The 17,740-nt window shown below is 36.3% G+C and carries 9 protein-coding genes and 1 tRNA gene; 9 read left to right on the forward strand and 1 reads right to left on the reverse strand.

The window, feature by feature from the left end; all coding sequences use genetic code 11:
* Positions 1-724 precede the first annotated feature (724 nt).
* Positions 725-2,590 carry an ABC-F family ATP-binding cassette domain-containing protein gene (locus tag HCQ94_RS00845; RefSeq protein ID WP_332835448.1) on the forward strand — a complete coding sequence of 622 codons (1,866 nt, stop codon included), beginning with the start codon at positions 725-727 and terminating at the stop codon, positions 2,588-2,590.
* 127 nt (positions 2,591-2,717) lie between these two features.
* On the opposite strand, the gene HCQ94_RS00850 is transcribed toward HCQ94_RS00845, so the two are convergent.
* A complete protein-coding gene (locus tag HCQ94_RS00850) occupies positions 2,718-6,521 on the reverse strand; it encodes an SHIRT domain-containing protein (RefSeq protein ID WP_196373613.1) in 3,804 nt (1,267 codons plus the stop codon).
* 197 nt (positions 6,522-6,718) lie between these two features.
* Between HCQ94_RS00850 and HCQ94_RS00855 the strand changes: the two genes are divergently transcribed.
* From HCQ94_RS00855 to HCQ94_RS00890, 8 genes are all read left to right on the forward strand, one after another.
* A tRNA-Gln gene (locus tag HCQ94_RS00855) sits at positions 6,719-6,789 on the forward strand.
* A 367-nt stretch (positions 6,790-7,156) separates the two neighbouring features.
* The gene (gene glmU / locus HCQ94_RS00860) at positions 7,157-8,590 is read left to right on the forward strand and encodes a bifunctional UDP-N-acetylglucosamine diphosphorylase/glucosamine-1-phosphate N-acetyltransferase GlmU (RefSeq protein WP_166982879.1); all 1,434 of its coding nucleotides are present in this window, start codon (positions 7,157-7,159) and stop codon (positions 8,588-8,590) included.
* An 18-nt stretch (positions 8,591-8,608) separates the two neighbouring features.
* Positions 8,609-9,583, forward strand: coding sequence for a ribose-phosphate diphosphokinase (locus HCQ94_RS00865; protein WP_166978929.1), 975 nt, complete (start codon positions 8,609-8,611; stop codon positions 9,581-9,583).
* A 277-nt stretch (positions 9,584-9,860) separates the two neighbouring features.
* On the forward strand, positions 9,861-10,142 hold the full coding sequence (locus HCQ94_RS00870) for a 50S ribosomal protein L25 (RefSeq protein ID WP_166978931.1): 282 nt from the start codon (positions 9,861-9,863) through the stop codon (positions 10,140-10,142).
* 138 nt (positions 10,143-10,280) lie between these two features.
* Positions 10,281-10,874, forward strand: a complete 594-nt coding sequence (gene pth / locus HCQ94_RS00875) for an aminoacyl-tRNA hydrolase (protein ID WP_166978934.1) — start codon at positions 10,281-10,283, stop codon at positions 10,872-10,874.
* A gap of 71 nt (positions 10,875-10,945) precedes the next feature.
* Positions 10,946-14,779, forward strand: a complete 3,834-nt coding sequence (mfd, locus tag HCQ94_RS00880; RefSeq protein ID WP_166982877.1) for a transcription-repair coupling factor — start codon at positions 10,946-10,948, stop codon at positions 14,777-14,779.
* A 244-nt stretch (positions 14,780-15,023) separates the two neighbouring features.
* Complete coding sequence (eno, locus tag HCQ94_RS00885) at positions 15,024-16,304, forward strand: phosphopyruvate hydratase (RefSeq protein ID WP_166982875.1); 1,281 nt, start codon at positions 15,024-15,026, stop codon at positions 16,302-16,304.
* Positions 16,305-16,442: 138 nt separating this feature from the next.
* On the forward strand, positions 16,443-17,465 hold the full coding sequence (locus HCQ94_RS00890) for an FtsB family cell division protein (RefSeq protein ID WP_166982872.1): 1,023 nt from the start codon (positions 16,443-16,445) through the stop codon (positions 17,463-17,465).
* Positions 17,466-17,740 lie beyond the last annotated feature (275 nt).

Genomic DNA, 17,740 nt, shown 5'->3' on the forward strand with positions numbered 1-17,740 from the left:
AGCCTAAAACTGGATATTTTTAGTTATACTCTGTTGTTGTAGAAATATTTTTGTAACAACTTGGCAGATATTTTATATGTTAATATTTGTATTTTTACAAAGATTTATTTACGGATAAAAGTCCAGATATTGTAATTAAAATAGAAATATTTTAATACTTTTGCTACATAATTTTTTCTTTATTCATTCTTTGTAATGAGAAAATATACTGTATTTATTTTCAAGTAAACAAAATATTAATAACTTTAGTGATAATTTTATAAAAATAATTCTGAAAAATACTTTATGCATCATAAGGAGAGAATTAGTTTTATAAAATTTGTTGAGTTGATAACTAGTTTAAAATAACTAGCTCAACTATCTTATAAATAGGTAAAAGACCTACGAAATCCGCAGTAAAATCCTATGAAGTATAAACAAATAGCAGTGAAATTAGGGAAAATCTAATAAAAATAAATAAAAGCCAACAAAATATGCGAAATATAAATTTAACAAAGTATTTACTATAACTTTAGGTATAAAAGGATTCTTTAAGCCCCTATATAACAGCATAACTGTATATTTATTTACTTTATGTATCGGCGGTAAAACTTAGAAAGCATTAGAAAACCCGCAAACATATCGATAATATGCGAATAAGAAGCATATAATTAAACGCATAATGTAAAAATACAGAGGCAAAGAATCCTCAACAAAATAGAGAGAATAAAAACAAATGCACCTAATGGGATGTCAAAATATAACAGCAATGGTCGGATCACGCAAACTATTCACAGATATAACATTAGGTATAGAAGACGCAGATAAAATTGGTGTGCTAGGACCAAACGGTGGAGGAAAAACAAGCCTACTTAGAATCCTAGCTCAAAAACAAACACCAGACGAGGGATTGGTAACGCTGACTTCTGGCACGACTATTGCCATGTTAGACCAACAAGATGTAATTAATCCCGAATGGAGCGTAACCGAAGCCATATACGGTAAAGCTGAAGAATATGAATGGGCATCAGATAGTACCATACGAGAAATCCATGCGGGATTACTTACCGATATCAAGATGGACACCAAAATAAAGACCTTATCAGGGGGACAAAAACGACGCGTTGCTTTAGCACAAGTACTTTCAAAAAACGCAGACATAACTTTCCTAGACGAACCCACAAACCATCTTGATATTGTTGGTATAACATGGCTCGCAAATTTTTTGAACACACGATATAACTCAGGAAAAGGCGCTTTAATAGTAGTAACACACGACAGATGGTTCCTAGACACAGTGTGTACAAAAATTTGGGAGGTCGTGCCAGGCCTAGACGCTGGCAACGGCACAGACATCTTGCCAGGAACCCTAGAAATGTATCAAGGGAGCTATGCCGCATATATACTCGCACGTGCTGAACGAGATCGCCAACATGCAGTAACAGCACAAAAACGCAACAACCTTTTGAAAAAAGAACTAGCATGGTTACGTAGGGGAGCACCAGCACGTACTAGCAAACCAAAATTCAGAATCAACGAAGCAGAAACACTGATTAGCGATGTACCCCCGGTGCGCAACAAAGTAGAACTAGTAAAACTAGCAACCTCTAGACTTGGCAAAGACGTAGTTGACCTAGAAAACGTCACAGTCGACTATTCAGAAAACAAAAACACCCCAATCCTAAAAAACATTACATGGCGTATAGGTCCAGGGGACAGAGTAGGAATATTAGGGGTCAACGGTGCGGGAAAAACAACATTAATGAGACTAATCGAAGGAAGCCAACAGCCTAACTCGGGCATAGTCAAATTTGGTAAAACAGTAAAAATAGGAGTTTTATCCCAATCTACTCACGAACTAGACGAAGTAGCTGACTTACGAGTAGTAGAAGCAGTAAGCATAATTTCAAATGCAATAGTAGTTGATGGAAAAGAACTATCAGCTAGCCAATTCGTAAAAAGACTAGGATTTAGCAAATCTCGTGCATGGACTAGGGTAAGTGAGCTATCAGGTGGAGAACGTAGACGTTTGCAATTTATGCGTATCCTAATGCAAGAACCTAATGTTTTACTACTAGACGAACCTACTAATGACTTAGATACTGATACTTTAGTAGCCATGGAAGATATCCTAGACGGCTTCCCAACTACATTAATCGTAGTGTCCCACGACAGGTATTTGCTTGAACGAGTCAGTGACTATCAAATGCTAGTAAAAGATGGCTCTGTTCGTATGTTACCTGGTGGGGTAGATGAATATATGAGTATTTTAGAGTCGACAGTTGAATCTAAAGTCTCTACAACACATCAAGAAAACGCCAAGAGTGAAACAGAAGAAATAAACGACGATTCGTCTTCTACTAATAATAAACCTAGACTATCTGGATCTGAGCGACATCAGTTATCTAAAGAATTAGCTGCAGTTGAACGTAAAATGCAAAAAAATGAAATCCAAATAGAGGAACTAAATTCTTTACTTGTAGCCCTGTCAGCTGACCCCTCGAAGATAGATGAGCTAATAAAAACAAATAAGCAACTACAAGTCTTGGAAGAAAATAATATTGAATATGAACAGAGATGGTTTGAACTGAACGAACTGTTAGAAGAATAGAAGAATAATAGCAATACGTTTTTAATGTGTGAAACAATAATGTTTCATAAGTATTTCATAAAAAATTTCCTCGAGGTAGTTTGCCCCGAGGAAATTTTATACCGATTTTTAACAGCTATAGTATGTTTTAGCTATCTTTTCTCTTTGCTGAGATAAGTACTAAACCAAAACCTACTATCAGCAAACTTAGAAGTGAATAAGAAACTGAACCGTCGAAACCTGTTTCAGGAAGCTTAGCAGATTTCTTTGGTTTTTCTCTCAACACAACATTTGGTTTCACAGGATCTTTAACAAATTCCCACTTACCAATGAAATGAGCATCAGCTTTATCTATAATCTTAGATTCAGCATCCCAAGTTTTCCATACCCACTTACCATTTTCAGCCTTTACGACAACATCAGTCTTATCGAAGTTGTCTGTTGGGTTTACTTTTGTTCCGTTTAGTTTGTCTGTTTGGTTTGCTGGTGTTTTGTCCTTGATTGTTTGTGGTAGGTCTTTTCCAGCTGTGCCTGAGACAAACTCGTGTGTAACGTTGTATTTGTTTTGTGTAAATACCCATGTTCCGACAAAGTGTGCGTCTTTTTTGTTGATGGTGTCTTCTTGTTTGTCCCAGCTGGTCCATTTCCAGATACCATCGTTGTCAGCGTCTTCAACATCTGTTTTGTCGAAGTTGTCTGTTGGGTTTACTTTTGTTCCGTTTAGTTTGTCTGTTTGGTTTGCTGGTGTTTTGTCCTTGATTGTTTGTGGTAGGTCTTTTCCAGCTGTGCCTGAGACAAACTCGTGTGTAACGTTGTATTTGTTTTGTGTAAATACCCATGTTCCGACAAAGTGTGCGTCTTTTTTGTTGATGGTGTCTTCTTGTTTGTCCCAGTTGGTCCATTTCCAGATACCATCGTTGTCAGCGTCTTCAACATCTGTTTTGTCGAAGTTGTCTGTTGGGTTTACTTTTGTTCCGTTTAGTTTGTCTGTTTGGTTTGCTGGTGTTTTGTCCTTGATTGTTTGTGGTAGGTCTTTTCCAGCTGTGCCTGAGACAAACTCGTGTGTAACGTTGTATTTGTTTTGTGTAAATACCCATGTTCCGACAAAGTGTGCGTCTTTTTTGTTGATGGTGTCTTCTTGTTTGTCCCAGTTGGTCCATTTCCAGATACCATCGTTGTCGGTGTCTTCAACATCTGTTTTGTCGAAGTTGTCTGTTGGGTTTACTTTTGTTCCGTTTAGTTTGTCTGTTTGGTTTGCTGGTGTTTTGTCCTTGATTGTTTGTGGTAGGTCTTTTCCAGCTGTGCCTGAGACAAACTCGTGTGTAACGTTGTATTTGTTTTGTGTAAATACCCATGTTCCGACAAAGTGTGCGTCTTTTTTGTTGATGGTGTCTTCTTGTTTGTCCCAGTTGGTCCATTTCCAGATACCATCGTTGTCGGTGTCTTCAACATCTGTTTTGTCGAAGTTGTCTGTTGGGTTTACTTTTGTTCCGTTTGGTTTGTCTGTTTGGTTTGCTGGTGTTTTGTCCTTGATTGTTTGTGGTAGGTCTTTTCCAGCTGTGCCTGAGACAAACTCGTGTGTAACGTTAAAAACAGTTATCCAACCTGCATAAGTATGTAACTCATTCGTTGGTAGTATACCTGTGATAGCTGCTGTGCTATCAGTAAACTTTTCCTCTTCGAACTTGAATTTACGATCCCCATGTTCAGATTCATTATTCAAATCACAAATGAGCTCTTTCACATTGTCGTAGTACCATCCAGTGAATGCGAAACCTGTACGTGAAGGAACATCACTAATCTTAGTCATCTGTTCTGGATCAGTCCAAGGAGCTGTGGAACTATAAACATCGTAAAGTTCTTCTTTTTCAGTTGAATTATCATCAAATTTAGCATCATCAGCATTAACGTGATAAACCATCTTTGCACGTTGGCCTACTACAATGGTCTTATTTTCTGGGTTGTAAACATAGTCCCATTTACCAATTGAAGTATTATCTTCGTATGCTGCTACAGGATTAGAATCATCAGCTTTCCTTGTTATATAGTGCAAGAAATTAGCGTCAGATTTCACTGGTTCGTAGTTTCCATCACCTTTAGCAACAACATAGCCAACATGCCTTTCAGCGTTTTCTGGATATAAATTATGATCTTTAGCAACTTCGCTAATAGATACATCAATACGTTTAGTAAGAGTTCCAGTTAAAACAACTGCTGATTGACCATCGATAACGTGAATATCACCAGAAGTAGATATATTGGCACGAGGCGTTATAATAACGTCTTTCTTTGCATAAATGTTAATACCAGCGTATTCACCAGCACCTTTAGTTGGGTGTTGAATACCACTCCACCAAGCACCGCCAACGAAGTGTCCACGCCACAAATCGTTCAATGTCATATCATCTAGCTTTAGATAACCGTCATTGAATATTGTGCCGCCAGCTTGTAGACCAATACCACCGTTTAGAACTGCACCACCGCTAATAGTTGTGCTGCCTGCATTGTAGATTAGACCACCAGCAGGTGATTGGCCTCCATTACCGTCAGCATCGTTGCCCATAGTGGTACCTTCAATGTTCAAGGTAGCACCCTTAGAAACATAAATCATACCACCAGCTTGACCTTCGTCACCTGAAGGAGCACCCCATGCCTGAGTATTTGCCTTGTGGAATTTGCCTCCACGTATAGTCACTGAAGCAGTTGATGGTTTACCGAATCTACCTCCGATTGAAATCATACCGCCAGTCTTATCAGCATGGAAATTTGAAATATTTGTATTTTCAATTAAGGCTGTTGCACTTGAACCATCTTCGAAACAGATAGCACCACCAAATGTTGCTGAACCATTACCGTTGCCAACACCTCTACCAGTCAATGTTGAGTTCTTCAAAGATAGATTACCGCCACCAACAACGTCTATTACGCCACCAGCATGAATAACTTTACTGTTACCAGAAACAGTGAAAGTGCCATTATCTATTTCTAGATTTGAATGAGCGGAAAGAATTGATCCACCACTAATGCCATAAGCATCACCTAAGTTTTCCATCTTGTATACATCGTTTGTGCTTGTAGCTTTTTTGTTTCCGGAGATTCCAGATAAGTATAGAGCACCACCTGTGTTGAAAGTAGCTGCAACGTTATAAGTATTATTTGAAGAGGTGAAATTTGAATTTACAATGTGGAAAACGCCACCTTGATTAGAATTTGCGGTGACTTGGTTATTATGGTTACCAGTAAAAGTTGAACCACTTACAGTTACATTTTCGCTGTTTTCAATATAAGCAAAACCACCACCAGATAAAATACCAGAAACGTTATTAGTTGCTACAGAATCAACGATTTCAACTAGTTTTGTATGATAAGCATATATTGCACCACCATGACCATTCATACCGTCACGAGGTTTAGGGTTAGGTAATATGCCACGGTTATTTTCAAAAGTTGTGTTATGGAACTTTACAGTTGAGTCTACACCTGCATATATTGCACCACCATCACTGTTACCTGAATTTGGATCACTAACTCCGTTTTTCCAGCTTATACCATTGGAAATTTTACCATTTCTAAAATCCAACTTAGCACCATCAGTGAGGCGTAATAACCTACCATTGTTATTACCGTCAAGGTTAATATTGTCAAACTTCAAAGTTGTGTTAGATCCACTTAATCTAAACATTGAATCTACATCACCAGAAGTTATTGTGTTACCACTTGTGCTAGAGATTGTTACTTCACGTGCTGAAGTAAAACTTACTTCTATTGGCGAAGTTACTTGAAAATTTGAAGTTATATTTATATTAGTTTCGCCACCAGATAGGGCTGCTCTAAGCTGTGCTTCAGTAGAAACATCAGTTGTAGCATAAGAAACATTAACATTAGGAATGCCGAGTAAAATTAGGCTTACTACGGATAAAACTGTTAGAAAATTTGCGACTCGTTGCCTCATAGTTTTTCCCTGTACATAATTCTATAAATAACAGACTAATTCTAGATTGTTTCAATGTGGAAGTAAAATTTTATTAAGAAAATATAACAATTGATAAAATGAGGTTTGTTGTTTTACTGCCATGTCATAAAACTATAGATATTAAAAATAAAATTATTTGATTTTAATTTGAAATATTATTATACTTATAAAGTTATTCCGCCTTAGTGTAATGGCAGCACCCCGGTTTTTGGTACCGTTAGTCTAGGTTCGAGTCCTGGAGGCGGAGCTTTTTTATACTTTAAATACCTAAAATATATTTCTTTAAAAGTCTCCACAAATCTTACGAATAGTACTCTTTCAATTATTTACGTGTTATATACGTTGACCAAGAATAATCATTAAAATTGACGATACCGATAAAAATCATTTTAAAAGAGATATACACAAAATATATTGCTAAAATTTATAAGGTAAGAATTTTGAAACAAAAACACCTAAGTGGAGGTATAACAACATTATTTAACAATCCATAAATAGCAAAAAACTCAATAAAACAAAATATATAGTTAGTTATAGTTGCTTAAAGGAATTTAAAAAATAAAAATAATACAGTAAACTTATCTTGGTACTAAAAATTCGTTGAGGAATAAAATATGTCTAACAATCTACTAGCAGTAGTAGTACTAGCCGCCGGTCAAGGCACACGAATGAAATCTAAGCTACCGAAAGTTCTACACAAAATGTGCGGAAAAACAATGCTTGGATTTGCTTTAGAAAACGCTAAAAAAGTTGACCCTAAATATACAATTACCGTAGTAAGACATGAAAGAGAACAAATAGTCTCTTACCTAGAAAATGAATATCCAGATGTCAAAATAGTTGACCAAGATGAAATACCTGGTACAGGTAGAGCGGTCGAATGTGCTATAGAATCAATAAAAGAAGAAAAAGGAACAGTTATAGTCACTTGTGCTGATGTTCCAATGCTAGAATTCGACACAATACAAAACTTAGTAAAATATCATGAAAGCAACGAAGCTTTAGTTACAGTCCTAACAACTGAACTAGAAAATCCAACAGGATATGGAAGAATAGTCACACAAGACTCAACGTTCAAAGAAATAGTTGAAGAAAAAGACGCTTGTCAAAATATTAAGAAAATAAAACAAATCAACGGTGGAATCTACGCATTCGAAATATCTTTCCTAAAAGAAACAATAAAAACTTTAGATCGTAACAATTCACAAAACGAAATTTACCTAACAGATTTAGTGAAAAAAGCTTACGAAAAAGGAAACAAAGCTTTTACATACAACATTTCAGACTACGAACAAATACAAGGATGTAACGATAGAGTACAACTTGCTGATTTGCGTTCAAAAATGAACAAAAGAATATGTGAAACATGGATGCGTGAGGGTGTAACAATATTTGACCCAAATACAACTTGGATTGATGCAGAAGTTACAATCGAATCAGACGTAACTATTATGCCTAACACAATCCTAGAAGGAACCACACACATTTCAGAAGGAACAATAATCGGTCCTGATACAAACTTAAAAAATGTAAAAGTTGGTAAAAATGCCAAAGTCGAAAGAACACAAGGCAGTGACTCAACACTAGGCGATGAAACAAATATAGGACCATTTGCCTATATAAGACCAGGAACCAACTTAGGGAATAACGGTAAAATTGGTGGATTTGTGGAAACCAAGAACTCAACTATTGGGCAAGGATCAAAAGTTCCACATCTATCCTATGTAGGGGATGCAACTATAGGAAAGTTCACAAACATAGGAGCTGCATCAATTTTCGTAAACTATGACGGTGTTGAAAAACACCAAACAACTATTGGAGACTACTGTCGTCTAGGATCTGACAACATGTATGTTGCTCCAGTATTAGTAGGTGACGGAGTATACACAGGAGCAGGAACTGTAGTTAGAAAAGATATTCCTTCAGGAGCCCTTAGTGTAAACGACACCGACCAAAGAATAATTGAGGGATGGGTAGAAAAGAAACGACCAGGCACACCGGCTGCACAAGCTGTAAAAAATAAGAACAACAAAAATAACCAACACTAACTTGAAGGAGACACACTGATGACCGGATTAACCTCCGCCGGCGAAAAACGTCTTGTAGTAGTAACAGGACGATCCCATCCAAAATTAGCTGAGGATGTTGTAAAAGAACTAGGAATAGATCTTATCCAAACAACAGCATACGATTTTGCAAACGGTGAAATCTATGTTAGATTCACAGAAAGCGTACGTGGTAGTGACGTATTCGTACTACAGTCACACACAGACCCAATTAACAAATGGCTAGTTGAACAACTACTAATGGTAGACGCACTAAAACGCGCCTCAGCTAAGAGAATCACAGTAGTAATGCCATTTTATCCATACGCTCGTCAAGACAAAAAGCACAGAGGTCGTGAACCAATATCAGCACGCCTAATAGCTGATTTATTCAAAACAGCAGGCGCTGATCGCCTAATGTCAATCGACCTACACACATCACAAGAACAAGGTTTCTTTGATGGACCAGTTGACCACCTATGGGCAATGCCAGTTCTGATTGACTATGTAAAAACACGAGTAGACCTTGATAAGGTAGCAGTTGTCTCACCAGACGCTGGTCGTATCCGTGTAGCTGAAAAATGGGCAAATAAGCTAGGAGGTTGCCCTCTAGCTTTCGTTCACAAGACACGCGACATAAACTCACCTAATAAAGCTGTTGCTAACCGTATCGTAGGTGATGTAAAGGGACGTCAATGTGTATTGGTAGATGATATGATCGACACTGGTGGCACTATTGCTCAAGCTTCAAAAATTTTGTTAGACAATGGAGCCTCAGAAGTAATTATTGCTACAACACATGGCATATTGTCAGAACCAGCAGTTGAACGCCTAAGCACTTGTGGAGCTAAAGAAGTCATCGTAACAGATACACTTCCAATTGTTGAATCAAAGCGTTTTGACAATCTAACTATCCTATCTATTGCACCTCTACTAGCAACAGCAATCCATGAAGTGTTTGAAGATGGATCAGTTACAGGACTGTTCGGTGAATAATTTCAGCTGAAATATCAATAAAATACTAATAAAACAACGTTAAAAGAAAGTGTGTCTAAAACAAATAAGGCACACTTTCTTTATACCATTAAAAATACGGAAAACTTTAGAACAAAATTTACATAAAATGCTTGAAAAATTTGCATATAAAACACAAATTGATAAACTTATATAAGCCTCGGCGAGGGAAACAAATACAGTGTTCCGTTATCGACGTGGCCGCTTTTGCGTCCAACCGAGGCCATGTGATAAAAACTATAATAAAAGGAGAAATCTCATGGCTGAAAAGCTAGTAGTAAGACTACGTGAAGAATTTGGTAAAGGATTTGCACGTCGTGCACGCGTAAACGGTGAAGTTCCAGGTGTAGTTTACGGTAAAGGTGAAGAAACCCTACACGTTCTATTGCCAGGACACGAAATTTTCCTAATTGTAAAGGATAACCGTAAAGCTGAAGTAGTCCTAGAACTAGATGGAAAAGAAATTAACGCAAAGATTCAAGAAGTACAGGTACATCCAGTACGTCGCGATATTCTACACGTTGACTTCGTACGTATCTAATTGCGTAAATATTAGATACAAAATAGTGCCTAGGTATCTTCTAGGCACTTTTATTTTTAAACAACTAACTGAATAAGTAACAACTTGAATAGCTTTTCAAAAATAACATATAGAAAAGCTATAATTTGGGGAGAAAACATGAACACTTATGTTGTTGTAGGATTAGGTAACCCTGGAGAAAAATACGCAAACACTTTGCACAACATAGGCTATATGGTAGTTGATGAAATTGCTAAACGACATAACGTGACATTTAAACAACATAAAACATCTAACTTAGTTGCGCAGTTACAATTAGGTTACGGAATAGATTCCCCGAAAGTAATACTAGTAAAACCTTGCTCATATATGAACGAGTCTGGCAGACCTGTAAATGAGATACTAAAATTCTTCAAACTGAATCAAACTAATTTAGTTGTAGTCCAAGATGAACTAGATATAAATCGTTTTAGCTTAAAAATGAAAATCGGAGGAGGAGAAGGTGGCCATAATGGTCTAAAATCCATCTCCCAACACATTGGAAGCAAAAACTACATAAGAGTTAGATATGGTATAGGTCGCCCGCCAGGACGCATGCCTGTAGCTGACTATGTTTTATCCAACTTTCATAAAAAAGACGAAGACATGAAACAAGTATGTATCGTTGAATGTGCTGACGCTGTAGAAGAAATAATTACCTTAGGATTTGACAAAGCGCAATCAAGACTACATACTCTTCAAAATCAAAGATAAACTTATTGAACTATTACAATCATAAAACATAACCTAAGTGCATAAAATTTTACATACTAGAAGAAAATAAGATGAAAGACAAAAGCACAAAAAGAACTATAAAACTACGGGATAAAGAACAAACAGTAACAAATAATTCCCCGGCTTTGAAAAACTACTTAGAAGAACTAGTAAAATCTGAAAAAATACAAGAGATAATACAAGAATCCAAAACACTAAATAACGTAAATATCAGCACTAACAAAAACATAGTACCACCAATTTTAGCGATACTTAGCAAATACTCACAGCAAATAAAAACTAAAAAACCCAGACAAATAGTGGCAGTAATACCCGATAGTAAAAACGCTCAAATAGTAGCTGAATACTTAAAATCTTTCACTCAAAACGTTGCTTATTTACCAGCATGGGAAACCTTGCCACATGAAAGACTATCACCACGTATAGACACAATGTCAATTAGAAACAAAGTACTGTCTAATTTAGTTATAAATAGTCAAAACTTAGCGGAAAATCAAGGTGAGTCTTTAGAAAATCCTATACAAATACTAGTTACATCCGCCAGAGCATTTGTGCAACCAATAATTATCAATGAAAAAAGATTCGAAAAAATAAACTTATCACTAAATCAAGAAATTGATTTTGAATACCTACAGGCTAACTTAACAAATATTGGTTATACTCGCGCAGAAGTAGTGTCTACAAGAGGAGAATATGCAGTACACGGCGGAATAATCGACATTTTTATCCCAACAGAAGAACACCCCATAAGATTAGAGTTCTTCGGCGATGAAATAGACAGCATGGAATACTTCTCAGTTGAAAATCAACGTACATTAGGTAAAGAAGTAAAACAAGTTACAATCTATGCTTGCAGAGAACTAATAATTGATGAGCATATAAAGTTTCTAGCACAAACATATAAACAACAAATGCCAGAGATAGCGCATATGCTTGAAAAAATAGAAAACGGCATATACCCTCAAGGATTTGAATCCCTCAGCTCTATTTTCAACCACAATATAGAACCAATAACTAAACTTATAAGCGATGACTCAATAATAGTTTTACAAAATATTGAAAGTATCAAAAAAATATACGAAGACCTCGAACAAACAGCTCAAGAATTCTTAGAAGCAACTTGGAAATACTCTCAATCAGAAGAAGAAACTCCAATAGGAATAGATACAACGTCGTTTTATAATATTTCAGATTTGCTAGCTACTACAAAGCCAACTATATCTAAATGGTATATAGGTGAAATAGGTGAAGGTGAAGATATAGATACAAACATAACTTTACCAGTCAATGAAATACCAAACTATAACTCTAATTACAAAAAACTATGTTCAGATTTACAAAATGGTATAAAAACAAGCAAACAAATATTTATATCAAACCCAAATATAACCCATTTGGAAAGACTTGAAAAAATATTAAACGAAAACGATATACCTACAAGAATAAGTAGCATAAATGCTCATAAACCGACCACATACGAACCACACATAGTACATCTTTTAGACACTCAAGCTACGAATGGCTATGAATTTGAAGAGATAGTTTTTATTACGCATAACGACATAAGTAGCAAAATAAACAGGAATGAGTCTAAGAAAAACAACATACGAAAAAGACAAAAAGCAATAGACCCAATGACTCTAAAACCTGGAGATTACATAGTCCACAGCTATCACGGAATAGGTCGTTTCGTAGAGTTAACATCTAGGGAAATAAAGAAAAACACATATCGAGAATATATAGTTATTGAATACGCTCCATCAATAAGAGGAAAAGAAAACGACAAGCTATTTGTTCCAACTGATAGCTTAGACAGAATCAGCAAATACACTGGAGGTACACCTACCTTACATAAACTAGGTGGAAGTGACTGGGCAAAAGCAAAACAAAAAGCTCGAAAAGCAATTAGAGAAATTACTACAGAACTAGTTCAACTATACGCTAAGAGAGCTAACGCGAAAGGCTATGCTTTCTCACCAGATACACCGTGGCAAAGAGAACTAGAAAGCTCTTTTGAACACGTAGAAACTGCTGATCAGCTAACTGTGATCGAAGAAATAAAGAAAGACATGGAAAAACCAACTCCAATGGATCGTTTGCTATGCGGAGATGTGGGATACGGAAAAACAGAAGTAGCGGTTAGAGCAGCCTTCAAAGCTGTACAAGATGGAAAACAAGTTGCAGTACTAGCCCCAACAACTTTGCTGGCACAACAGCACTACGAAACTTTCAGTAACCGCTATTTAAGCTTCCCAGTGAAAGTAGCGTGCTTATCGCGTTTCACACCAGATAAACAAGCAGAAAAAATCCTGCAAGAATTATCTGAAGGAACAATTGATGTAATCATAGGCACACATAGATTGCTCACAGGGCGAGTCACATTCAAAGATCTAGGGTTAATCATAATTGATGAAGAACAACGTTTTGGAGTTGAGCATAAGGAAACGCTAAAACAATTCAAAAATAATATAGATGTATTATCAATGAGTGCCACCCCAATACCTAGAACTCTAGAAATGGCAGTTACAGGCATTAGAGAAATGTCCACTTTATCAACTCCTCCTGAAGAGAGATACCCAATTTTAACTTACGTAGGAGCTTATAAAGATAGACAAGTAGTAGCTGCAATAAAACGAGAATTATTACGTGACGGCCAAGTATTTTATGTGCATAACAAAGTTGAAGATATAGATAAAGTTGCCCATAAGATAAAAAACATGATTCCACAAGCTCGCATAGCTGTAGCTCACGGAAAAATGAACGAAACTCAACTTGAAAAAATCATAGTCGACTTTTGGAATAGACAATACGATGTCCTTGTATGCACAACAATAGTTGAGACGGGCTTGGACATACCGAATGTTAATACTTTGATAATTGATAAAGCTGAAAACTTTGGGCTATCACAGTTACACCAATTACGAGGTAGAGTTGGTAGAGGCAATGAAAGAGCTTATGCGTACTTCTTATACAGCGAGAATAAAACACTCACTGATACAGCCCAAGAAAGACTCGAAACCATTGCTACCAACACTGACTTAGGCTCTGGAATTAGAGTGGCTTTGAAGGACCTAGAGATACGTGGTGCTGGAAACTTACTTGGGGGAGCGCAATCAGGACACATTGAGGGCGTAGGCTTTGATTTGTATATGCGAATGCTTACTGAAACAATAGAAGCTTTCAAAGGTGAATATGTACCAGATGTTGAGATAAAAATTGATTTACCATTTGACACACGTATACCTGAAGAGTATATACCTAGCGAAAATCAGCGTCTTGAAATGTACTCTAAAATTTCTTCAGCTAAAGATAACGATGCTTTACAAGAAGTGCTCACCGAACTACGTGACCGTTTCGGATATATTGATCCTAAAGATATATCAGGGTTGCTTTCCAGTATTAAAGTCAAATTTATTGCTAAGAAATATGGTTTTGAAGAGATAGCTGTGCAGGGTAAGTATATTAGATTTGCTCCAATAGTTTTAAGTGAATCCCAGCTCATGAGACTTATGCGTTTGTACCCGAAAACAGTTATAAAACAAGCAATCAGAGCGATATTAGTGCCCCTTGAAGAGTTACAAAAGTACGCTGATGGAGCAATAGATGACTTTGAGTTTGCTGATAAAATTGAGGACAGTTTAAAGAAAATTTTTGATTTTGGGATAACTATTGATAAAACAAGAAATAGTAGTGTTCAGGAAGAAAAACTTCAAAAAGCTAAAGAATTTGCTAAAGGTATAAATAAAAAACGAGGTATTGACAAGGAACATGAAAAAGACTCTGTATCTACGGAAAACAGCAAAATAAGTAAGTTGAACCGTTCAAAACCTCCAAAACCTAAGGTTGATATGTCTAAGTTTAAAAGTAAATCAGATTACATGTAGATAAAGTTTTGATAGTAGCTTATTTTAATGTGGATATATTTGGCAGTAAAATAAAGTAAAACTAGTGTTTTGTCTTACGATGAACCATACTTGTGAGGGTTTGTCAGTATAACTACAGCTTTATTAAGTTATTAAAACAAATAAGGTAATAGATAGTGCATTCACCTCGAAAGTATTTCTATCTATGGAGAACAAATAGTAGAATAGAAATTGTCCTTATTAAAATAAAATAAAGGGGGGAAAGATGGCTGGAATTGAAGCAATCGGAGCTCGTGAAATATTGGATTCACGTGGCAACCCAACGGTTGAAGTTGAAGTTGCTTTAGAAGATGGCACAGTTGCCCGTTCAGCTGTCCCATCAGGTGCGTCAACAGGTGCTTTTGAAGCAGTTGAAAAAAGAGACGGAGATATAAGCCGTTATCTTGGCAAAGGTGTAGAAGCAGCAATAGATGCTGTGAACGAAATAATCGCACCTGAAATTGAAGGTATTGAATCAACTGAGCAACGTCTCATTGATAACTATTTATGTGAACTTGATGGCACTGATGCCAAAGGTAAATTGGGAGCAAATGCTATATTAGGAGTTTCTTTAGCTGTAGCTAATGCTTCTGCTGCTTCTTCTGGTTTGTCTTTATTTAGATATATTGGAGGTCCAGGAGCACATAGGCTTCCAGTACCAATGATGAATATTCTAAATGGTGGTAGTCATGCTGACTCAAATGTGGATATACAAGAATTTATGATAGCTCCTATCGGGGCTTCTAGTTTCAAAGAAGGATTGCGTTGGGGAGCTGAAGTTTACCATAGTTTGAAAGCTGTTTTGAAGAAAAAAGGGCTTTCAACAGGTCTGGGCGACGAAGGCGGATTTGCTCCAAATCTTGAATCAAATCGAGCAGCGTTGGATTTGATACTATCTGCTATTGAAAAAGCCGGGTATACACCTGGTACACAAGTTGCTTTAGCTTTGGACGTAGCATCTACTGAATTCTTCAAAGAAAACAGGTATCAGTTTGAAGGTGAAGAAAAAACTACGGAAGAAATGATTTACTACTACGAGAACCTAGTAACTAATTATCCACTAGTTTCAATCGAAGATCCTTTGAGTGAAGATGAATGGCAAGCCTGGGTAAATCTAACGGAAGCTGTTGGAGATAGGGTACAACTAGTTGGTGACGATTTATTTGTTACAAATCCAAAGCGTTTAGCAAAAGGGATACAACTAGGTGCTGCTAATTCATTGTTGGTTAAAGTAAACCAGATTGGTACTTTAACGGAGACTTTGGAAGCAGTCGAACAAGCACACCGTAGCGGATATACTACTATGACTTCTCACCGTAGCGGAGAAACTGAGGATACGTTTATTGCTGATCTTTCAGTTGCAACTAACTCTGGTCAAATAAAGACAGGTGCTCCAGCACGTGGTGAACGCATATGTAAATATAACCAGTTACTACGTATTGAAGAAGAGCTAGGTGATGCAGGAGTATATGCAGGACGCTCAGCCTTTCCAAGAGCAAAGTTTTAAATTTTAATTAAATAGAACTATACTGGTAGGTGGTGGTTTGATTAGAAGCCGCCACCTACTATATGTACAATTGATACTTGTATTTGACATGCTAAACACTAGTGTTATTAACCTCTAATACTTATAAGGATTCTTGACATGAAACGACCAAATCTTAACAGACAAGGTTCAAATGCGAATAAGAATCCTAATTTTGCTGAAAAACAAACTAGTAATACAAATAGTAATTCTAAGTATTTTTCTACGGATAAAGGTATAGGTAAAACATCAGGTAATCGTAAAAATTCAAATCATGAAGATAACGAGCCTAAAGAAAATACAACTAAACTATCATCTAGGTTTAAGTTTTTAAGAAGTAAAATCAATCCCACAAAAGAGCTTGAAAACAAAGATTATATTGGTAAAACTCACTCGGATACTGTTAAAAATACCTCTCACGAGGCAAAGATAAAAGCTCCTAAGATAGAAAAAGAAACTTTTATAAGAAGTATTCGCAAAATAAATAAGACGCAGAAAAATGAAGCTGAATCTGAAAACCTAAATCAGCGTATACTAAGAGAAAAACGTGAGCGTAAAAGGAAAATTCAGAATAACTCTTCATCGCCACACGATTTAAAATCTACTCGTCGTTTCAATAATTTGAGGGATACTTCTTTTAAAATAACTCAAAAAGGTTCATCAAACATTATGCTCACTGTGGTGGCTGTTTTCTTGGTAGTCGGTGCCTGTTTAGTATTTATGGCACCTACGATAAAAGCTTGGATAGTACAGTCTCAAGATTATAATCGTGTTGAGAACCAGATAGAACAAACTCGTAAACATAATCAAGAACTAAAGAATAAGTTACAAAAGCTAAATGAATCTTCATACGTAGCCGATCAAGCTAGACAAAGACTTGGCTATGTTCGAAAAGGTGAAACCACCTACGTAGTTGTAGATCCTCAGACAATTACTAAGCAAAAACAAGATGATAGTGTTGCTCAAAAAGCCCCTAGAAAACCTTGGTTCAGTTTGATAAAAGACTCAGTTAAAGCTATAGAAGAATCAAAAACTACGGATAAGAAAAAGACTGTGAAAAAGCAGAATGAAGATAAGGAACATACCAGTAAAAATCAGAAACAAGGCAGTAACGGAAAAGAAAATAAGAAGAAATCTCCATAAAAGTAAAGTTATTGCTGTAGCCCGTAGTAAGATTTTTGCTAAGTTTCATTTTAATACGAAGTTGTGTTTTTGAGCAAAATTAGGCACTAAACTTAGTTTTTACTAGTTATGAACTTTGAGTAACTTTAGCGTTAAAAATAGCTAGTTTTTGAGGCAATCATAAAGCGTACATAACTTTTTATCCTTATGCTTGGAAATACAAATGTATAAGGGCTGTATTGAAGTTACAGTTAGTATTTATTAATAGGGTTTATTTACGAGCTAAAATAAATTAG

Origin of the sequence: Actinomyces sp. zg-332, assembly GCF_011751945.2 — a bacterium.
In the GTDB taxonomy this organism is placed as follows: domain Bacteria; phylum Actinomycetota; class Actinomycetes; order Actinomycetales; family Actinomycetaceae; genus ZJ293.